At 51.6% G+C, this 21,000-nt stretch carries 16 protein-coding genes, 7 tRNA genes and 1 other RNA gene; 3 read left to right on the forward strand and 21 right to left on the reverse strand.

All coding sequences use genetic code 11. The annotated features are described in order from the left end of the window. Window positions 1-223: 223 nt before the first annotated feature. Window positions 224-1,723, reverse strand: coding sequence for a trypsin-like peptidase domain-containing protein (locus tag QUW60_RS01150; protein ID WP_258336945.1), 1,500 nt, complete (start codon window positions 1,721-1,723; stop codon window positions 224-226). A gap of 369 nt (window positions 1,724-2,092) precedes the next feature. Here QUW60_RS01150 and rnpB point away from each other — a divergent pair. Continuing rightward, window positions 2,093-2,453: RNase P RNA component class A (gene rnpB, locus QUW60_RS01155), an RNA gene on the forward strand. 34 nt (window positions 2,454-2,487) lie between these two features. After that, window positions 2,488-3,801 carry a YihY/virulence factor BrkB family protein gene (locus tag QUW60_RS01160; RefSeq protein ID WP_258336946.1) on the forward strand — a complete coding sequence of 438 codons (1,314 nt, stop codon included), beginning with the start codon at window positions 2,488-2,490 and terminating at the stop codon, window positions 3,799-3,801. 48 nt (window positions 3,802-3,849) lie between these two features. Here QUW60_RS01160 and QUW60_RS01165 read toward each other — a convergent pair whose 3' ends face one another. The 16 genes from QUW60_RS01165 to mazG all read right to left on the reverse strand — a co-directional run bounded on the left by QUW60_RS01165 (window position 3,850) and on the right by mazG (window position 14,843). Next, a complete protein-coding gene (locus QUW60_RS01165; RefSeq protein ID WP_258336947.1) occupies window positions 3,850-4,455 on the reverse strand; it encodes a riboflavin synthase in 606 nt (201 codons plus the stop codon). 56 nt (window positions 4,456-4,511) lie between these two features. Then, window positions 4,512-4,718: a hypothetical protein gene (locus tag QUW60_RS01170; RefSeq protein WP_258336948.1), complete on the reverse strand. Its 207-nt coding sequence runs from the start codon at window positions 4,716-4,718 to the stop codon at window positions 4,512-4,514. A 142-nt stretch (window positions 4,719-4,860) separates the two neighbouring features. Then, window positions 4,861-4,933 (reverse strand) — tRNA-Gly (locus tag QUW60_RS01175). Between the two features lie 25 nt (window positions 4,934-4,958). Continuing rightward, window positions 4,959-5,031: transfer RNA gene (locus tag QUW60_RS01180), tRNA-Gly, on the reverse strand. 7 nt (window positions 5,032-5,038) lie between these two features. Next, window positions 5,039-5,119 (reverse strand) — tRNA-Leu (locus QUW60_RS01185). Window positions 5,120-5,162: 43 nt separating this feature from the next. After that, a tRNA-Gly gene (locus tag QUW60_RS01190) sits at window positions 5,163-5,235 on the reverse strand. 16 nt (window positions 5,236-5,251) lie between these two features. After that, a tRNA-Leu gene (locus QUW60_RS01195) sits at window positions 5,252-5,336 on the reverse strand. Window positions 5,337-5,342: 6 nt separating this feature from the next. Next, window positions 5,343-5,423, reverse strand: a tRNA-Leu gene (locus QUW60_RS01200). 43 nt (window positions 5,424-5,466) lie between these two features. Beyond that, window positions 5,467-5,539: transfer RNA gene (locus QUW60_RS01205), tRNA-Gly, on the reverse strand. Between the two features lie 119 nt (window positions 5,540-5,658). Further along, complete coding sequence (nspC, locus tag QUW60_RS01210) at window positions 5,659-6,816, reverse strand: carboxynorspermidine decarboxylase (RefSeq protein WP_289558181.1); 1,158 nt, start codon at window positions 6,814-6,816, stop codon at window positions 5,659-5,661. Window positions 6,817-6,839: 23 nt separating this feature from the next. Then, complete coding sequence (locus tag QUW60_RS01215; protein WP_289558155.1) at window positions 6,840-9,197, reverse strand: ATP-dependent helicase; 2,358 nt, start codon at window positions 9,195-9,197, stop codon at window positions 6,840-6,842. Window positions 9,198-9,199: 2 nt separating this feature from the next. Then, window positions 9,200-10,564 carry a PFL family protein gene (locus tag QUW60_RS01220; RefSeq protein WP_289558156.1) on the reverse strand — a complete coding sequence of 455 codons (1,365 nt, stop codon included), beginning with the start codon at window positions 10,562-10,564 and terminating at the stop codon, window positions 9,200-9,202. Window positions 10,565-10,599: 35 nt separating this feature from the next. Next, window positions 10,600-10,872, reverse strand: a complete 273-nt coding sequence (locus QUW60_RS01225) for an ACT domain-containing protein (protein ID WP_258336951.1) — start codon at window positions 10,870-10,872, stop codon at window positions 10,600-10,602. A 143-nt stretch (window positions 10,873-11,015) separates the two neighbouring features. Further along, window positions 11,016-12,344: a BACON domain-containing protein gene (locus QUW60_RS01230; protein WP_289558157.1), complete on the reverse strand. Its 1,329-nt coding sequence runs from the start codon at window positions 12,342-12,344 to the stop codon at window positions 11,016-11,018. A 110-nt stretch (window positions 12,345-12,454) separates the two neighbouring features. Then, the gene (locus QUW60_RS01235; RefSeq protein ID WP_258336961.1) at window positions 12,455-13,561 is read right to left on the reverse strand and encodes an MFS transporter; all 1,107 of its coding nucleotides are present in this window, start codon (window positions 13,559-13,561) and stop codon (window positions 12,455-12,457) included. A gap of 496 nt (window positions 13,562-14,057) precedes the next feature. Continuing rightward, window positions 14,058-14,843, reverse strand: coding sequence for a nucleoside triphosphate pyrophosphohydrolase (mazG, locus tag QUW60_RS01240; RefSeq protein ID WP_258336962.1), 786 nt, complete (start codon window positions 14,841-14,843; stop codon window positions 14,058-14,060). Between the two features lie 116 nt (window positions 14,844-14,959). On the opposite strand from mazG, the gene QUW60_RS01245 reads away from it, so the two are divergent. Continuing rightward, window positions 14,960-15,730 carry a patatin-like phospholipase family protein gene (locus QUW60_RS01245; RefSeq protein WP_289558158.1) on the forward strand — a complete coding sequence of 257 codons (771 nt, stop codon included), beginning with the start codon at window positions 14,960-14,962 and terminating at the stop codon, window positions 15,728-15,730. Between the two features lie 151 nt (window positions 15,731-15,881). Here the strand turns inward: QUW60_RS01245 and QUW60_RS01250 are convergent, their stop codons facing one another. From QUW60_RS01250 to QUW60_RS01265, 4 genes are read right to left on the reverse strand one after another with little or no spacing between them, the layout of a single operon-like run. Continuing rightward, the gene (locus tag QUW60_RS01250) at window positions 15,882-17,114 is read right to left on the reverse strand and encodes an LL-diaminopimelate aminotransferase (RefSeq protein WP_289558159.1); all 1,233 of its coding nucleotides are present in this window, start codon (window positions 17,112-17,114) and stop codon (window positions 15,882-15,884) included. A gap of 4 nt (window positions 17,115-17,118) precedes the next feature. Beyond that, entirely contained in the window at window positions 17,119-17,928 is an 810-nt protein-coding gene (gene dapF, locus QUW60_RS01255; RefSeq protein ID WP_289558160.1) for a diaminopimelate epimerase, read from the reverse strand. A 3-nt stretch (window positions 17,929-17,931) separates the two neighbouring features. After that, window positions 17,932-19,596, reverse strand: a complete 1,665-nt coding sequence (gene asnB / locus QUW60_RS01260; protein WP_258336966.1) for an asparagine synthase B — start codon at window positions 19,594-19,596, stop codon at window positions 17,932-17,934. Window positions 19,597-19,641: 45 nt separating this feature from the next. Further along, window positions 19,642-20,985: a glutamate synthase subunit beta gene (locus tag QUW60_RS01265; RefSeq protein ID WP_289558161.1), complete on the reverse strand. Its 1,344-nt coding sequence runs from the start codon at window positions 20,983-20,985 to the stop codon at window positions 19,642-19,644. Between the last annotated feature and the right edge of the window lie 15 nt (window positions 20,986-21,000).

A 21,000-nucleotide genomic window follows, 5' to 3' on the forward strand; every position in this document is an offset into this window, starting at 1 on the left:
AAACGATTTGGGTACAAAGATACAATTTTTTCATCAACGGGAAGACTTATTTCAAAAGTTTTTCCAAACTTTTCACAAAAAAGCTGCCGTTTCCCTTCTGCAAACTCCGTGCCTTTCCACATATCGCAGCAGAAGGCGTGCCGTGAGCTGTCACCACATGCACGCCTTCGCCTGTTTTCCCTCAAAGGAGGAAGCTGTTATCCTCTATTTTACCTTCCGATTGTCATTCGCCCTGCGACAGGTCAACGGCATAGTTGGCACGTTTGCCTGACGGATAGACACCCGTCATGAACAATACCTGGTCGGGCGACTGAGAAGCCTGCTTCATCACTTCTTCCAAGTCTTCAACCGTACGCAACTGCTGTCCGTTTGCCTTCAATATGATGAATCCTTTACGGATGCCGCTCTCTTTCATGCGTCCGTCGCTCACTCCGGTCACCTGGACACCGTATCCCAAGTTCAACTGACGCTTGAGTTCGTCAGGAACTGCACGGAAGGCAGCGCCCAGAATCTGCATGTCGGCTTTCTTTACAACCTTCGTATTGCCCTGAGCGTTCTTCAGCGTAATCGTAAATTCCTTGTCATTCCGCTCTCTGAACACTTTTACCTTCACTTTATCGCCCGGACGCTTCTCGGCAAGAATACCTTGCAGGCTGGCCATTGTTTCAATCTTCTTGCCGTCGAGGGCAATGATCACATCGTTTTTCTTCAGTATGCCCGCGGCCGAACCTTCTTCCTGCACTTCTACTACCTGAACGCCATAGCCGATACCCAGTTCCTTCTGTTCCTTGCGGATTTCATCCGGATAGCTTTCCTTGCCCATGTCACGTCCGGCAATGCCCAACAGCGCACGCTGAACAGTTCCATACTGCTTCAAATCGGTCACCACCTTGGTCATGATGCTCGTCGGAATCGCAAACCCGTAGCCCGAATAAGCGCCCGTAGGCGAATACAGCATGGCGTTGATGCCTATCAGCTCGCCGCGCGCATTGACCAGCGCACCTCCACTGTTTCCCTGATTGATAGCCGCATCAGTCTGAATGAAAGACTCCACATCGTTTGCACCCAGTCCGCGCGCTTTCGCACTTACCACACCTGCGGTTACGGTAGATCCCAAATTGAACGGATTACCCACGGCAAGCACCCATTCGCCAACCTTCAGGTTATCAGAGTTCCCGACCGGAATGGCAGGGAAGTCATCACCCTCAATCTTGACCAGAGCCAAGTCGGTTGTTGCGTCCGTACCGATCACACGCCCCTTCATCTCACGGCCGTCATGCAGCTTCACGTTGATTTCATCAGCCCCGTCAATCACGTGATTGTTCGTAACGATGTAACCGTCTTTCGAGATGATTACCCCCGAGCCGAAACCGCGCTGCTCCGGAGTCTGGATCTGACGCTGGCGTCCGCGTCCGTCACCGAAAAAGAAGTCGAAAATGTCCGGCTGGGACTCAACCACCTGCGTCTTGCTTCGCTGAACAGCCATGATGTGCACCACCGAGTTCAAAGAACTTTCGGCGGCCTTTGTCAGATCAACAGGCTGCATGCTCGAAGCATCCAGCGCAGCCGTGCGCAGCGGCATCGCCGCATCGAAAGCCTGGTAAAACGAAGCGTTTGCCGAAGTGTTCTTCTGCATCACAGCGTATGCCGTCACTCCAGCCACTCCTGCGCTGACAGCAATTACGGCCGCAGCACCTATCGCGAATTTAGTTGTTGTTTTCATACTTTTATTCTGTTTAAAATGTTAATTTAGTCAGTCTTTTAACTTTTCATTTGCTAAAGTAGAACAAAATCCATACGGTTGTACTCCTGATTGCCTCTTTTTTCCGTCTTTTAACAGAGGCCGCAAAGCGATTAACCGCAGTTAACTGCCAATTCTGCCAAATTTACATTCGTTATCAGTCATTTTTGCCCCGGCTGACAAATCGGCACAATACCTGAGAAAAGACGGACATCCGGAACACATTCTATAAACCACGATGTCGTCTGAAGTTCAGAAGCCGATATTCTGAAGCACGCAGCCGCAGCAAATATTTTTCATCCGTCAGGTCCGCGATTCGTTTTATTTGCGTACCTTTGCAGAACCAAAGAAGCAGTCGGCCGGTCTGTCGCTGATGCCTTTACGGCAGAAGAGGAAAGTCCGGGCAACGCAGAGCATCCTACTTCCTAACAGAAAGCTGTCCGCGAGGGCGGAGTAATGCAGAAGAAAACAACCGCCTCCTAACCGGGAGGTAAGGGTGAGAAGGCGGGGTAAGAGCCCACCAGCCGCACAGCGATGTGCGGGCTGTGCATCTTAGGAGTTGTAAGGTCATGTAAACCGGCATCAACGAGGGTTGCTCGCCCCACGTCGGAGGGTAGACCGCTGGAGCCTGCCGGTGACGGCAGGCGTAGATAAATGACAGACGCCCCTGCTTGCAGGGTGACAGAACCCGGCTTACAGGCCGTCTGCTTCTTTTTTTATGAAAAATACCCAAACGTATCGGAAAAATGAAAATCGCCCAAATCTGGAGATTCCTGACGTATGACATCTGGCGCATCACGGAAAGCGAAGTGACAAAAAGCACATACGCACTCTACAACATCATCAAGACCGTATACATCTGTATAACCCGGTTCGCCAACGACCGGCTTATCAACAAGGCTTCGGCCCTTACCTACAGCACCCTGCTTGCCATCGTGCCGATTCTGGCCGTGCTGTTCGCCATCGCGCGCGGATTCGGGTTCGACAATGTCATGGAAGAGCAGATCAAAAGCAACTTCGGAGGAAGCCCGGAAGCGGCGGAAGCCATCCTTTCGTTCACACAATCTTATCTGGCGCAAACCAAAAGCGGCGTATTCCTGGGCTTCGGACTTGTCTTGCTCTTCTGGACGGTGATCAATCTGGTGATGGAAATCGAAATCACCTTCAACCGCATCTGGGAGGTGAAACGCCAGCGCTCGGTTTACCGGCAGATCACCGACTTTTTTTCAATGATACTGCTGGCACCGATCCTCATCGTCGTTTCGGCGGGACTCTCCATCTTCACCACCACGACATTGAAAGAAATGGAAGACTTTGCCCTGCTGGCTCCCATATTCCAGTTTCTCATACGGCTTATACCTTATATATTTACGTGGTTCATGTTTACGGGGCTTTACGTGTTCATGCCCAACACAAAAGTAAGGTTCAAGCATGCGCTGGTTGCCGGAATCATCGCCGGAACCGCCTTTCAGGCGTTTCAGTACCTCTATATCAACAGCCAGCTGTGGGTATCGAAATACAACGCCATCTACGGAAGCTTCGCAGCCCTTCCTCTCTTTCTCCTCTGGCTGCACATCTCATGGACCATCTGCCTCTTCGGCGCCGAACTCACTTATGCGGGGCAGAACATCAAAAGTTTCAACTTTGAACAAGACACGCGCAACATCAGCCTGCGCTACCGCGACTTCATCGTGATTCTGATCATGTCGCTCATCACCAAGCGCTTCGAAAAGAACGAGCCGCCATATACAGCCATCCAGCTTTCGGAAGAAAACCAGATTCCTCTGCGGCTGACCCGAAAAATCCTCTACCTCCTGCAAGAAACCGGAATCATCCATGAAGTGGCAAACGACAAGAAAAGCGAAGAAACGGCCTACCAGCCTTCGATAGACATCAACCAGCTGAGCGTCGGAATGGTGCTGAATCGGCTCTATACAAAAGGCTCTGAGAATTTCAAGATAGACAAGGACAAAGTGTTCAGCAGCGAATGGAAAATCCTGACGGAATCAAGAAACGAATATTATTCAAAAACCTGCAAGGTATTGCTGAAAGACCTGTAGGATAAACTCCTGCAGGCCTTTCAGCAGCACCGCACAAACCTGCGGCCCTTATTTTGTCAGCTGCATCATCCGGCTCAGATACTTGCCGATGATGTCAAACTCAATGTTGACCACACTGCCTACTTCCAGCGTGTGGAAATTCGTGTGCTCATAAGTATAGGGAATTATAGCCACCTGAAAAGTATCCTCTGTCGGATTGCACACGGTCAGGCTCACCCCGTTCACGGTTACCGAACCCTTGTCAACGGTGAAATAGCCGCGCTTTGCCATTTCCCGGTCAAACTCATACCGGAAAGTGTAATACCAGCTTCCTTCCGCATCCTCCTTGGCAATGCAGGTCGCCGTCTGATCCACATGCCCCTGCACGATGTGTCCGTCCAGACGGCCGTTCATCATCATGCTTCGTTCCACATTCACCTTATCGCCCACCTTCAGCAGACCGATATTCGAACGCTCGATGGTTTCTTTCATGGCAGTCACCGTATACGTGCCGTCCTGAATGCAGACCACAGTCAGGCACACCCCGTTGTGAGAAACACTCTGGTCAATCTTCAATTCATCCACAAACGAACATTTCAACGTAAGATGCAGGTTTTCCTGCTCCTTTACAATCTTTACTACTTCAGCGTATTCTTCTACTATTCCCGAGAACATAATATATTATATTTTGATTATTTGAATATAAAACCGGCCACGAGCAGCCAGCAACCTCACTTTTTCGGAATCGGCCTGCTCCACACGGTCTTTCCCTCCGAACTCACAACCGATATTGTTCCGCCCGCATAATCGTCGATATACGTGTTTCCCTTTACCAGCATGTCTTCGGCCATGTGAATGGCCTTTTCCGACGAACGGATAGCAAATCCTTTGTTGTCGCTCAAACGACCGTCAGAAAAATAAATGTCATAAGTTTCCATAACTATCTTTTTACCGTATAAAAATTCGGGGACAAATATATAATTACATCCTTTCAACACAAAATAAAATCGGAAAAAAGCAGAAAGAAAAAGACACAAAAAAAGAGAAATCAGTGTAACTGACCTCTCAACAAATTGACCGAGCGGAAAACGAAACTCGAACTCGCGACCCTAACCTTGGCAAGGTTATGCTCTACCAACTGAGCTATTTCCGCATCATGAAAAATACGACTAGCTATGAGCGGAAAACGAGACTCGAACTCGCGACCCCAACCTTGGCAAGGTTGTGCTCTACCAACTGAGCTATTTCCGCAACAAAGTGCCCAGAACAGGACTCGAACCTGCATGCCTCTCGACACACGCACCTGAAACGTGCGCGTCTACCATTCCGCCACCTGGGCATTACGGCCTTTCGGCCTATCAGCGCAACACTTTGTCTGATTGAGCGGAAAACGAGACTCGAACTCGCGACCCCAACCTTGGCAAGGTTGTGCTCTACCAACTGAGCTATTTCCGCAATATTCATTTTTTCGTGAAGGAAATGAGACTCGAACTCACACGACATAAATTGTCACTACCCCCTCAAAGTAGCGCGTCTACCAATTCCGCCATTCCTCCAATAAGTGCCCAGAACAGGACTCGAACCTGCATGCCTCTCGACACACGCACCTGAAACGTGCGCGTCTACCATTCCGCCACCTGGGCATTACGGCCTTTCGGCCCATCAGCGCAACACTTTGTCTGACTGAGCGGAAAACGAGACTCGAACTCGCGACCCCAACCTTGGCAAGGTTGTGCTCTACCAACTGAGCTATTTCCGCAACTTTTGAGCTATCTGTTTCTCAATTGCGAGTGCAAAGGTAGTGTTTTTTCTGAAACCTCCAAAACTTATGCGCTTTTTTTTACCGTTTTTCCCTAAAATATCATTCAAAAGCACGTTTCAGCACATTCTGTCGCGGTAATCTTCGTAGCGGAACGTGCGATAAATCTCCAGTTCCCCTCCAGTATGAAGCAAAGCGACAGACGGATGATGGATGCCGTTGAACATTGTCGTCTTCACCATCGTATAGTGGATCATATCCTCAAACACAATCCGGTCGCCCGCCTGAAGTTCGTGATCGAATTTCCAGCTTCCCATATAGTCCCCGCTCAGGCAACTGTTTCCTCCAAGACGGTAAACATGATTCTCCGGAGCCGCATTCTTCACCGCCTCGGGAGGCAGCGACTCCGCTCCGCGCACACGGGGCTGATAAGGCATCTCCAGACAATCGGGCATGTGACAAGTAAAACTTACATCAAGAATGGCTGTGCGGATCCCCCTGCTCTCAACCACGTCAACTACCGACGACACCAACGGCCCGGTTTGCCAGGCAAATGCAGAGCCCGGCTCCAGCACAATCATCAGATGGGGATAGCGCGACTTAAGGTCTTGAAGCAAGCGTATCAGATGGTCGACATCATAATCCTTGCGCGTCATCAGATGGCCTCCGCCCAGATTCAGCCACTTCAACTGAGGGAACCAACGGCTGAACTTCTCCTCGATATGAGCCAATGTGCGCTCCAGTTCATACGAGCTCGACTCGCAATGGCAATGGCAATGAAAGCCTTCGATGCCTTCAGGCAAACGTTCGGGAAGCAAATCAGAAGTAACCCCGAAACGCGTTCCGGGAGCACACGGATTGTAAAGTTCTACCTCCACCTCCGAATACTCCGGATTCACGCGAATGCCGCACGAAACCGGCTTTCCTTTCGCCATCGGATAAAAACGCTCGTACTGAGAAAGCGAATTGAAGGTGATATGGCTGCAATACTTCAGGAACAAAGGAAAATTCTGCTCCGTATAAGCCGGTGAATAGGCATGCGCCTTGCTCCCGAACTCTTCAAACGCAAGCCGCGCCTCATATTCCGAGCTGGCTGTCGTGCTATGTATGTACTCGCGGAAAATCGGGAACGACTTCCACATGGCGAATGCCTTAAAAGCCAAAATGATTTCCACTCCGGCCGTATCGGCCACATGCTTTATCAAGCTCAAGTTCTTTCTGAGCAACTCTTCCTCCATCACATAGCAGGGGGAAGGAATCTGGTTCATATCTTTTATCATCATCTTTTTTCTTTATTCCGTTATTCACATACTTTGAAGCGGGCAAACTTCAGCAGCAGCTGCTTGACTCCGGCATTTTCAAAACGTACGGTAGCCTTGCGGTTGTCGCCTGCGCCTTCTACCTTCTCTACCACTCCCCGTCCGAACCGCTCGTGCTCGATGTGCTTTCCCTCCAGTGAATCTCCGGACATTTGCCCGACACTTGAAGATGCCGGCACGGACGAGGAATCGATTTTCCGCAACTTGCGTGGAGCAACAAAGCGATGCGGCTCCTGCGGCATCTCCCCTCCGTCAAACATCGAAGGCCCGCCCGTGTCATACGATCTGACTTCCGGACGGCGGAAGCCCCCGGCTATTTCTTTTCTGAATCGCCCTGCACCAATCTCTACCTGACGAGCAAGCTGCTCTCCAGCGGGCAAACAAAGAAACTTCGTATCTATATCGCGCAAGAAGCGGCTGGGATTGCCGAACTCCATCTTCCCATAGCGGAAACGGCTTTTTGCATACGAGAGATAACAGTGCGATTCGGCCCGCGTTATAGCCACGTAGAACAGACGCCTTTCTTCCTCGAGCGACCGGGGATTGTCGGCCGAAATTCCGGGAAAAAGACCTTCTTCCATCCCTACGACAAACACATTGGGAAACTCAAGACCTTTGGCCGAATGGATGGTCATCAGTGTCACTTTCGATACATTATCATCCTTTTCGCCGTCCTGGTCTGTGAGCAACGACACCTCCGACAGATAATCGGCAAGCAGAATATGGCTATCTCCCTCTTCTTCCCTGTCGGAACAGAAATCGTGGATTCCGCTAATAAGCTCTTCAATATTTTCCTGACGGCTCAGATTCTCGGGAGTACGGTCCTGATAAATGTCATTGATGATACCCGAACGGCGCACGATGTCCTGCCCCAAAGTATAGGCATCCTTCTCCGGAGCACCGCTGACAAATCCGGCTATCAGGTCACGGAAAGCCTGAAGTTTGGCAGCCGTCCCCTTATTCAAAGACAACCCGTAAGCCAAAGGCTCGTTCAGCACTTCCCAAAGGCTGACATGCTGCTTCGTGGCCGCATCAACCAGCTTGTTCAAGGTCGTATCTCCTATTCCTCTCGCCGGGTAATTGATCACCCGCTTGAATGCCTCCTCATCGTTCGGATTGACAGCCAGGCGGAAATAAGCGATCACATCCTTGATCTCTTTCCGCTGATAGAACGAAAGTCCCCCATACACCTGATAAGGAATCCCTTTCCTGCGCAATGCCTCTTCAAAGATACGGCTCTGCGCATTCGTGCGGTACAGCACCGCACAGTCATGATAAGCATATCCGCCGCGCCGATGAAGCTCAACAATCTTGTTGGCCACGATTTCACCCTCCTCAACATCGCTGTAGGCGCACGAAACAGGAATCGGTTCTCCTTTGTCGTTCTCGGAGAACACATTCTTCTGAATCTGCTGGCGGTTCTTTTCTATCAGGCTGTTCGCCGCCTTCACGATGGTCTGCGTAGACCGGTAGTTCTGCTCCAGCTTGAACAGGAGGGCATCCTTGTACTGACGGGTAAAATTCAAGATGTTGTCGATGTTCGCTCCGCGGAAAGAGTAAATGCTCTGCGCATCATCTCCCACCACACAGATGCGCCGATGCTCTTGCGTAAGCTGCAGCACGATGCAGTGCTGGGCATAGTTCGTGTCCTGATATTCATCAACCAGCACATAACGGAACTTGGCAGCATATCCTTTGCAGACATCCGGATGTTCCCTGAAAAGACGGTAGGTATAAACCAGCAGATCGTCAAAGTCCATCGCATTGCCCTGACGGCACCGCTCGCAATAGCGGAGGTAAATATCACCTGCAAGAGGGATTTTGGCCGCCTTGTCGGCTTCCCTCATCTCCGCGCTCGCCGCATAAGCCTGAGGAGATACCAGATGGTTTTTCGCATTGCTGATGCGGCTCTGTATCATTCCGGGCTTATACACCTTATCGTCAAGCTGAAGTTCCTTGACGATTGCCTTGATCAGACTTTTCGAGTCTGCCGAATCGTAAATGGTAAAACTGGAAGTGAAGCCGATCTTTTCCGCCTCCATCCGGAGTATGCGCGAAAAGATGGAATGGAACGTGCCCATCCACAGATAACGGGCTCTGTTGATGCCCACCTGGCGCGCAATGCGCTCCTTCATCTCCCTTGCCGCCTTGTTTGTAAAAGTCAAGGCAAGAACAGACCACGGCTCATAACCGTGGTCCAACAAATAAGCTATCTTGTAAGTCAGTACGCGCGTCTTTCCCGATCCGGCGCCGGCTATCACCAGCATGGGACCGTCGTTATAAAGAACAGCCTTGCGCTGACTTTCGTTCAGTTCGTCCAGATAACAGCTTTCTGCCATACTCAATTCTTAAAGCTATGAATCGGGGCGGGAATGCGGCCTCCACGGTTCACAAAAGCCTCGCAACTGAAGCGGTTGACCGGCATCACAGGCGCATATCCCAACAGTCCTCCGAACTCCACTCTCTCTCCCACGTTCTTGCCGACAACGGGAATGATGCGTACAGCCGTAGTCTTCTGGTTCACCATTCCGATAGCGGCCTCATCTGCAATAATGCCCGAAATGGTCGCAGCCGAAGTATCGCCGGGAACAGCAATCATATCCAGACCGACCGAGCAGACGCAGGTCATCGCCTCAAGTTTCTCAATGCCAAGGGCACCCGCTTCAACCGCGTCAATCATCCCCTGGTCTTCACTCACAGGAATGAACGCTCCGCTCAGTCCTCCTACATACGATGAAGCCATCACGCCTCCCTTCTTCACCTGATCGTTCAGCAAAGCCAACGCCGCCGTAGTTCCCGGAGCTCCCGGATATTCAAGTCCGATCTCTTGAAGAACCTCAGCCACGCTGTCGCCCACAGCCGGTGTAGGAGCCAGCGAAAGATCAATAATTCCGAACGGAACGCCCAAGCGGCGGGAAGCCTCCTGAGCCACCAGCTGCCCCACACGGGTAATCTTGAACGCGGTGCGCTTGATGGTTTCGCACAGCACCTCAAAGCTGGCGCCACGGATTTGCTCGAGCGCATACTTCACAACGCCCGGACCGCTGACGCCTACGTTGATAATCGCATCCGCTTCCGAAACGCCGTGGAACGCGCCGGCCATAAAGGGGTTGTCATCGGGAGCATTGCACAGGACAACCAGCTTGGCGCACCCCAGCGAGTCACGCTCTTTCGTCATCTCGGCCGTTTCCTTCACGATTTCTCCCATCAGCTTCACGGCGTCCATGTTAATTCCGGTCTTTGTAGAACCTACATTGACCGAACTGCAAATACGCTCCGTACACGCCAAAGCCTTCGGAATCGAACGGATAAGCAGCTCGTCACTGCGAGTCATCCCTTTGGAAACAATGGCCGAATAGCCTCCGATAAAGTTCACGCCCAACTCTTCCGCCACCTTATCCAAGGTCAGCGCAATCTTCACATAGTCATCGGGAGTATTGCATCCCGCTCCTCCCACCAAAGCTATCGGCGTAACAGAAATGCGCTTGTTGACGATAGGTATTCCGTATTCTTTCGAGATTTCCTCGCCCGTCTTCACCAGGTTGCGGGCAAGCCTCGTCATTTTGTCATAGATTTTCCGGCAGAGCACATCCAGATCGCTGTCCGCACAGTCCAGCAGACTGATTCCCATCGTGATGGTGCGCACATCCAGATTCTCCTGGTCAATCATTTTATTGGTTTCGATAACCTCCGATATATTGATCATAAAAACTGCATTATATTAAGGTACGACAACAGCTGTCAGATGCGGTGCATCTTATCGAATATTTCTTCTCTCTGACACTTGATCTGCACGCCCATCTGCCGCCCTACTTCATCCAGTTCATTGACAGCCTGCTCGAAGGGCTTCTCCATTTTCTCCATATCCACAATCATCATCATGTTGAAGTATCCCTGCACGATGGTCTGCGTGATATCAAGGATATTCACATTGTTGTCTGCCAGCCAGGTGCAAACCTTGGCTATGATACCTACAGTATCTTTTCCAACTACTGTAATAATCGTCCTGTCCATGTTTTTTCTGTAAAATATAATTGACAGGGCAAAGGTAAACAAATCTTGGCAAAAGTCTGATGTGGGAAGAAGATAAATTCTTGCTCCGCACTCCTGCTCCATCGTGCAAACAGCCGTTTACAACATCACGTAAAGAGGACCTCTCACTCGTACGTAAAGATATATTCATCCTCATAAACATAAGACTCGAAACCATCAAAGGCACCACGAGCAGTTACCCGTGACAGGTAGTTTTCAGCCGTGAAACTGTATTCAAACGGTTCCCAATAAGCCCCGTCAGTGGTTTCTTTGATCGGATCGGATGCCTTGGAAGCTGGTTCTTCTACTTCATATCCCCAATTCGCATAATCTTCCTTAACCAAATTCCTGCTGTTCTGTCCCAGCATGCGGAGAGCAAAGAGCATGTTTATAATGTCTACATATTGCCCATCATGATGGATGCCGAACAAGGAACGGGAACTCATCACGTTGAAGTCCAAGTCAGGCGTTTCATTCAAATAAGAAGTATATTCCCAGTCCATAAAGTCCTCGTAGATGATTCCATAGGAATCAGTTCCGGTATTTATCAGGTTTCCGTCTTTCCAATCCATTATGAGGCGGGCGTAAGTAAACGCCCGAGTGGAAGCCGTTGTCCCCGGATTCAAAACAGCAGTGTCCTCGCCATTCTCCAACTCGTATGTATTGTTTTCCACAACTTTCTGCAGGTAGCGGTTGTCATCGTAATCGAAACGCCAAGCTGTTGTAGTGGGATATACGGTTTCTTCGTACATCAGCCCCACATCGCCCGCCTCATTCAATTGAAGTATATAAGTGTAAGGAGAACTATGGTCCTTGGTCTGCACGAGACGTACGGTCTTCGGGTCTTCGTAGGTGAAAGTGTACACATCGTCCGAATAATAAGATTGACTATCACCGACATACGAGATATCGTGCATCTCCGTCAAACGGCCTTCGTTGTCGTATTCGAAAGTGATGATGCACATGTCATAAGAGTCGGGATGAGCACATTCCACGCTGGTATGTTCCAAGCGCACCAGACGTTTGCCTTGCGAAGAAAGTGTCCCACCGTCTTCGGTCGTTCCTTTCTGTTCCACCGTAATGGTGATAACATCGTCCGCGCACACAATTTCAATCTTCGCCTTGCGGTCTTGCCCGGTCGTGTTCTTCTTCAAAGTCAGAGTCAGGGTGTATTCACCCGGGCCACCGCTGTAGGCACTCAACGACAGCCAGTCCACCGAACTGCCTCCCTCGGCCCGGGAAGTGACGGGAATGACGGAAGCCGTCCAATCCGCCGCGGCGGTGAAGTGTATGCCGCCGGAGTTATCCGTTGTTTCATCGGCATAAATGGTTTGAGATGTCTGCGTTCCGTTTGTCAGCATGATGCTGCCATTGCCTTCTTCATCATCACTGCAAGCGGCCAATCCAAACAGCAGGAACAAGGCCCACAATGTTGTTTTCCTGTTAATCTTCATAATCATGTATGTTTTAGGGTTTCAGTCATCATTAGTTTATAAGTTTCACATTAGAGGTTACGCTTTCAGTGACAGCATACCTCACAAGACCGCACATGCTACTAACACGATCAAACGTTGCGGTGATACTTGCGGCAACATTGGACCAACGGATCATGCACTTCCCTACCTTCGTAACAATGACCCGAACCATCATAACGGGCGCACGAAGCACAGCAGTTGTAGAGTGGAGCATCTGACTTGCTCCTGCTTCCACCATTTCCAGCAATATCGGCCATTACTGCCGGCACGATAATTATTATCAAATAAACAATCAGAACAATCGAAGCAAGCATAATTGCCACCCCCAAGAACATCCAAAGGAAATAGGCCGCGAATATCAGCAGGAAGAAACCTCTCCAGCCTACATTCCGCAAAAGTCCGGAGAGAGTGGAAGCAACGGAGTTCATGTACCATATCCAGACAAAGAACACCATGGCCAAACATCCGATAATGCCCAACACCATGTTGGCTATGGAGTAGAAAGTATTGCCAAGGACGGTAGCCGACACGAACCAGTACCTGTCCACATTATAACCGCACACAAATTTCAGTGTATATAATATAATGAAGTAGGCCAAGCCTGCATACACTATCCACGAAACATGCTTCATAACCCTCCGGGTATGTTCTTCTGTATCGAATCCCCAGCGGAATATGGCGAACAGGGGAAAATAGAGGGAGAAATATACCAGAAAGCCCAGCAGCTTTATCCACCCGGAAGGAGGCAGGTTCTTTGCGCCGACGGTAAGGAAGGTATTCTCTCCTTGCCTGCCCTCGAACATGGCACCTTCTTTCGAGATAACGTACTGCTCCTCCACATACAGCGGTTCTCCATCGTCGCCTATGTCTACCTTGGCCCATCCGTCCGAGGGCTTGTCCACCTTCAGCTTGCCGGTATCCAGCCAGCGTTCCCCTTCCTTCTTTTCAGGCACCAGCGAAGGGTCCGCTCCATCTTCGGGATACATCACCATCTGCTCCGTTCCTCCTGGCTTGTCATAGAAACCCATGCCCATCTCCCAGTTCAGAGAGTATCTGACAGTCTTCAGCAGAGGCTCGTAGTTTTCCATGCCTGACACAGCAAACATAGCCCAACCGCATACCAGCGAAACGACCAACAGCAACAAGGCTCCTATGGCTCCCGGCAAATCCAGTTTCCTTCTTTTCCACTTTCCCATACGTACATTCATTTACAGGATACATTATCCATCTTTCCATACAACAAAGAAAGCGGTTTTAGAAATACAGGAAATCACAGGAAACAGTGATTTTAGCCGCCGGAACACATTTTTTCAGCGAAAAGCAGCACATTGTTCAAGCCAATGCCTCAGAGCCTGCATCTCATCCAGCCGGACACTTACAGGCTGTTCCCGCTGATTTCCCGGTTCAGTTCCTTTTCTGATGAATGACGATTTTGCCGTTCAGTTCATAACTTAAATTTAGAAACTGTTTTGAATTTCTCCAAAAAGTTTTTCTTGGCTTGATGTGTTCGTTTTCGTGTGTGCTTTGGGCTATTTTTTGGTCTTTTCCGCTTCTGTTCTTCGTCAGATAGCCCGCTATCTTCCTCATCACACAAACGGAAATGCCTCAAAAACTCATCCCAAATCAGCACACGATAAATTCAAAACAGTTTCTTAAAGGCCAAACAAGTTTTGTTCCATGCAAGGGCTGTTCCTACAGCCCTTTGCCTTTCGCCTCGTTCCAGATGGCATCCATTTCTTCGAGCGACATGTCTGCCAGGTTCTTTCCCTCTTTTATCGTATGTTCCTCCAGATAATTGAAGCGGCGGATGAATTTCTGGTTGGTGCGTTCCAGCGCATTGTCGGGATTTATCTTATAGAGGCGGGCTGCATTGACCAGGCTGAACATCACATCCCCGAATTCAGCTTCGGCCTTGTCTTTGTCCATCTGCCCCACTTCCGACTCAAACTCTCCGATTTCCTCCTTCACCTTTGTCCATACCTGCTCGCGCTCTTCCCAGTCGAAGCCCACGTTGCGGGCCTTGTCCTGGATGCGGTAGGCCTTGATGAGCGACGGAAGCGCTTCGGGCACTCCGCTCAGCACAGACTTGTTTCCGTCTTTTTCCTTCAGCTTGATCTGCTCCCAGTTCTCCGAAACCTTTTCGGCCGTATCCGCCTGCACTTCGCCGAACACATGCGGGTGGCGGAAGATCAGCTTGTCGCAGAGCTTGTCGCAAACGTCCTTGATGTCAAAGTCGCCGGACTCGCTCCCGATCTTGGCATAAAATATCACGTGGAGAAGCACGTCGCCCAATTCCTTGCAGATGTTTTTCTTGTCATCCTTCATCAGCGCGTCGCAAAGTTCATACACCTCCTCAATCGTATTCGGACGCAGGCTTTCGTTCGTCTGCTTCCGGTCCCACGGACATTTCACTCTCAGTTCGTCAAGCACGTCCAGCAGACGGCCGAACGCCTCCATCTTTTCTTCTCTTGTATGCATATCCATCATTCAATCAATTTAACAGTGCAAAGCTACGGAGTTTCCGACAAAAATCGTTGCCCGTGAACGTAAAAATAAATAACTTTAGACCACAAAAGAAACAAACTTCGCCAAATATGGACAAACAGAAAGTCGCCTTAGTGCTATCCATGGGCGGTGCCAGAGGAATCGCCCACATCGGTGTCATCGAAGAACTGCTCGCGCACGGCTATGAAATCACCTCCATTGCGGGAACTTCGATGGGAGCGATTGTCGGAGCCATGTATGCCACAGGAAAGCTGGAAGAGTGCAAACAATGGATATGCGGATGGGACCGGAAAAAGATGTTCTACTTTGCCGACGTGAAGCTGAACCGTGAAGGCATGGTGAAAGGAAACCGCTTCATGCAGGAACTGCGGCAGATTGTTCCCGACGTAAGCATCGAGTCGCTCCCGCTTCCGTATACGGCCCTTGCAACCGACATAATCAACGAATGTGAAGTTGTGTTCGAATCGGGAAACCTGTTCGATGCCATACGCGCGTCTATATCCATCCCCATGGTGTTCCACCCTTTCAAGAAAGACGGCAGAACGCTCGTGGACGGAGGACTGCTGAATCCTCTTCCCCTGCGCCACATACGCCGCACGGAGGGAGATATCGTGATAGCCGTCGACGTGAATGCCGCGGGAGAAGCAAGGCCCATCCCCCATCTGAGCCCCTACCAGCTGCTCACCGCCTCGTCGCGGATGATGATGCAGGAAATCACGCGCAACGAACTGCGCAACTTCCCGCCCGACATCCTGATAAGCATCCCTGCATCCCGCTTTGAGATGATGGAATTCTACCGCGCCAAAGACATCATGGAAGGAGGACGGGAAGCGGCAAGGAAAGTTCTGGAAAACAGATGAACAACCCGTCGGACACGGCTGGAAAGTCCGTTCCACACTGTGGATTATACATTCCACGATGTGGAATATACAAACCGCATCGTGAAATACAGAATCCACGATGCGGTTTACAGTTTCATACGGTTTGCTTTTACGAAGCCAGACCGATTTGCTATACTTTCCATGCGGCAATGCGGTCCATGGCTTCCCGGCAATCCTCGCGGCTTCCGAAGGATGTAAACCGGAGGTATCCTTCACCGCTCGGACCGAACCCTACTCCGGGAGTGCCCACCACATGCACATCGCGCAGCAGCCTGTCGAAAAACTCCCACGAACCGATGCCGTCGGGGGTCTTCACCCACAGATAGGGCGAGTTCACTCCGCCATAAACGTTGAATCCTGCACGGCGGAGGGTATCACACATCAGTTTCGCGTTGCCCATGTAATAGTCTATGGTTTCTCTGACCTGCTTCCGGCCTTCCGGAGAATAGACGGCCTCGGCCCCGCGCTGGGTTATATAGCTTGTTCCGTTGAACTTGGTGCATTGCCTGCGGTTCCACAGACGGTGCAGCGGCACACGGTTTCCTTGCCCGTCAGTGCCGGACACTTCTTTCGGAACGACCGTATATCCGCAGCGCACACCCGTAAATCCGGCGGTTTTCGAAAAGCTCCGGAACTCAACCGCACACCCTCTCGCCCCTTCGATCTCGTAAATGGAATGAGGCACGTCGTCTTCGCTGATAAAGGCCTCGTAGGCAGCGTCAAACAGAATCAGCGAACCGTTTTCCAACGCATAGTCCACCCACTCCTTCAGTTGTGCGCGGGTCAGGGTCGTGCCTGTGGGATTGTTGGGATAACACAGATATATGATGTCTGCCCGGCGTTTCGGAAGTTCGGGAATGAAGGCGTTTTCCGCCGTACAAGGCAGGTAGACAATGTCGCTCCAGCGCCTGTCAGAAAGAAGGCCGCCCGCACGTCCGCCCATCACATTGCTGTCCACATAGACCGGATAGACGGGATCGGTTACAGCCACCGTATTCCGGCTTCCTAAAATGTCTGTGAAGTTCCCTGTATCGCTCTTCGCCCCGTCACTGACAAAAATCTCATCCGCCGACAGACCGATTCCCAATTCGCCGAAGTCATGTCGCACGATGGCTTCGCGCAGAAAATCATATCCCTGTTCCGGACCGTATCCGTGGAAACTTTCCGCATGTGCCATTTCGTCCACCGCCCTGTGCATCGCCTCTACAGAAGCCTGCGGGAGAGGACGCGTCACGTCACCGATGCCCAAGCGTATCAAACGGACTTCCGGATGGGACGCCTTGAACGCACTGACTCTTTTGGCTACCTCCGAGAACAGATAGTTTCCCGGAAGCTTTATGAAGTTTTCATTTACTGATACCATACGACTAACTTATTTCTATTACACCATCGAAAACCTTTACGGCAGGCCCTGTCATGAACAGATGGCCGCCCTCTCCCGTCCAGCGGATATGAAGGACGCCGCCGTCCATCACAACGTCGGACTCGTTTCTGCAACGCCCCGCAAACGAAGCGGCCACAGCCGTAGCGCAAGCTCCCGTACCGCAAGCCTGAGTAATGCCGGAACCGCGCTCCCATACCCTCATCCGGATCTCTCCTTCGCCAATCACCTGGGCAAACTCCACGTTCACCCTGTCGGGGAACAGCGGATGACGCTCCAACGCCGGTCCCACATCCTGCAAGGCAACCTGCGAAATGTCGTCCACGAAAATCACCAGATGCGGATTTCCCATCGACACGGCAATCCCCTCCGCATAAGGAAAGCCATCGCCCAAAGTCACCGGATGAATGTCGGCAGGAACTCCCATATCCACGCTGACACGGTTCACCACACCCTGCTCCGGAAACAGATGAAGCACTTTCACCCCCGAAAGCGTGTCAAGCAGAATCTCGGTTTTGCCGGTCAGCCCTTTCTCGTAGAGATATTTTCCTATGCAGCGGCTGGCATTTCCGCACATCTTCGCCTCCGATCCGTCGGCGTTGAATATGCGCATGCTGAAATCCGCCCTGTCCGACCGGCCGATAAGCACCAGCCCGTCGCTTCCGATACCCGTATGCGGACGGCTCCACTCCACCGCATACCGTTCAGGATCGGGCAGCGGATACTTCATCACATCAACATAGATGTAATCGTTGCCCAGCCCCTGCATCTTTGTAAATTCAATTTTCCTTTCCATAAATCAATAAGCATCTTCATGCACTCCGGCCACAGCGCGTCCGCTCGGCTCGTTCATATTCTTGAAAGCCTCGTCCCAGGCCAGGGCCTCAGCCGTGGAGCATGCTACGCTCGGCACACTGGGCACGCTGCGCGCGGCACTTTCGCTGGGAAAATATTCTTCGAATATGCTGCGGTAATAATATTCTTCCTTGTTGCGCGGAGGATTCACGGGAAAACGCTCCGCGGCATGCGCCATCTGCTCGTCCGACACCGCTTTCGAGGTCATCTCCTTCAGCGTGTCGATCCAGCTATACCCCACTCCGTCGCTGAACTGTTCCTTCTGCCTCCAGAGCACGCTTTCGGGCAACATGCCGGCGAAAGCCTCGCGCACGATCTTCTTTTCGATGGTCTTGCCCGGACACATCTTAGCGGCAGGGTTCAGGCGCATGGCAATGTCAAGAAACTCCTTGTCGAGAAACGGAACGCGGCCTTCAACGCCCCATGCCGCCAATGCCTTGTTCGCCCTCAGGCAATCGTACAGATAAAGCTTGGAAAGCTTGCGGAGCGTTTCTTCATGGAAGGCCTTCGCATCCGGCGCCTTGTGGAAATAAAGATAGCCTCCGAACACTTCGTCCGCCCCTTCTCCGCTCAGCACCATCTTGATGCCCATGCTCTTGATGACGCGCGCCAGCAGATACATCGGCGTGGAAGCCCGCACCGTTGTCACGTCATACGTTTCGATGAAATAGATTACGTCGCGCACTGCATCCAGCCCTTCCTGGATGGTATAGTTGATTTCATGATGCACCGTTCCGATATGGTCGGCCACTTCCTTTGCTTTGGCCAGATCGGGAGCTCCTTTCAGACCGATGGCAAACGAGTGAAGCTGGGGCCACCACGCATCCTTCTTCCCGTCTGTTTCAATGCGCCTGGAAGCAAACTTCTTTGCTATGGCCGAGATGACCGAGCTGTCCAGTCCTCCGGACAAAAGCACCCCGTACGGCACATCGCTCATCAGCTGCCTGCGCACGGCATCTTCAAGTCCTTCGCGCACGCTCCGTACAGAAGCGGGATTATCTTTCACTGCGTCATAGTCCATCCAGTCCCTCTTATACCAGCGCACCGCCTTTCCGGTGCGGCTCGAGTAGCAATGTCCGGGCAGAAAAGGCTCGTAACGCTCGCAATAGCCCTCCAAGGCCTTCAGTTCACTCGCGCAATACACTTTTCCGTCCGCATCATAGCCTATATAGAGCGGAATCACGCCGATCGGGTCGCGGGCGATGAGAAACTCATCCTTCTCCTCGTCATAAAGCGCAAAGGCAAAGATGCCGTTCAGTTCTTCCAGAAAGTCAATGCCTTTGTCACGGTACAAGGCAAGGATCACCTCGCAGTCGCTTCCGGTCTGGAACTCATAGCTTCCGGCATACCGCCTGCGGATGTCGCGATGGTTGTAGATTTCTCCGTTGACAGCCAGAATCTGCTTCCTGTCGGGCGAGAAAAGCGGCTGCTTTCCGCTTTGGGGGTCAACGATGGACAAACGTTCGTGAGCAAGGATAGCCGACTTTCCGCAATAGATGCCGCTCCAGTCCGGCCCGCGGTGACGGATTTTCTTCGCCATCGCAAGAGCCTTGTCGCGGAGAGCCGGTGTCTGCTCCTTTATATTGAATATTGCTGCAATGCCACACATTTTTTAACGAACAATTAAAGGTTGATAATTTCAGGTTCTTCTTTCTTATTTGGCCGAGAGGTAGGCATCGATGTCTGCCGCAGCCTGTCTTCCTCCTGCGATGCAGCGCACCACAAGGCTCGCTCCCGTAGCGGCATCCCCCGCCACGAACACGTTTTCGGGAAATTCGGGATGCCGGGGTTTCAGGAATCCCATGGCCAGCAGCACAAGGTCAGCCTTCAGAATCTCTTTCTTCCCGGTAGGCTTCATGACAGGGCGACCTCCGTCGGGCGAAGGAATCCATTCTACCTCTTCCACCTCCACGCCGCATACACGGCCGTTCTTTCCGATAAAACGGGTAGAAGACAGGCACCATCTCCGCTCGCAGCCTTCCTCATGGCTGCTGCTGGTCTTCAGCACCAAAGGCCATTGCGGCCATGGAGTGGCAGGATTGCAGCCCATCGGAGGCTTCGGCATGATTTCAATCTGAGTGACGCTCAAAGCCTGCTGGCGGTTGCTGGTTCCGATGCAGTCGCTTCCCGTATCACCTCCTCCGATAACCAGCACGTGTTTTCCCTTCGCAGTGATGCGCTCTTCCTTCGCAAAAGTCTGTCCCGCAAGCACCCGGTTCTGCTGTGCAAGCATCTCCATGGCAAAATGAATGCCTTTCAGCTCACGCCCCGGAATATCCAGATCGCGGGCCTGCGGCGTTCCCGTGCAGATACAATATGCGCTGAAACCTTCGGGAAGCCTGGTCACATCAATGTCAGCGTTCACCTTGAACACAATCCCTTCCGCTTCCATCACGGCGATTCTGCGGTCGATGACCGACTTGCTCAGCTTGAAGTTCGGAATGCCGAAACGGAGAAGGCCGCCCACATATTCCAGTTTCTCGAACACCGTCACCTCATAGCCGCGTCTGTTCAGCTGGTTCGCCGCAGCCAGTCCCGCCGGTCCCGAACCGATGACAGCCACCTTCTTCCCGTTCCGTTCATACCGGCGCGGGCGAATATAGCCTTCGCGGAAAGCCGCTTCCACCACCGCCGCTTCATCCTCACGGATTGTAACAGGAGCGTCCATGGTCAGTTTCAGCACACAACTCTTTTCACACAACGCCGGACAGATGCGGCCCGTAAACTCGGGAAAATCATTCGTGCGGCTCAATATCTTGTAGGCTGTTTCCCATTTTCCCTTATACATGGCATCCTGAAACTCCGGCGGACGGTTGCCCAGCGGACAGGCCCAATGGCAGAAAGGCACGCCGCAATCCATGCACCTCGAAGCCTGAAGTTTCCGGTCGCTTGTATTCAATGTCTGTTCCACCTCGCTGAAGTCGGCGATACGCTCATGCACCGGACGATAGCCGGCTTCCTGCCGCGGAACACTCAAGAATGCTTTAGGATTTCCCATATCTCATATCTGTTT

Origin of the sequence: Bacteroides gallinaceum, from assembly GCF_030373775.1 — a bacterium.
Lineage (GTDB): Bacteria > Bacteroidota > Bacteroidia > Bacteroidales > Bacteroidaceae > Phocaeicola > Phocaeicola excrementipullorum.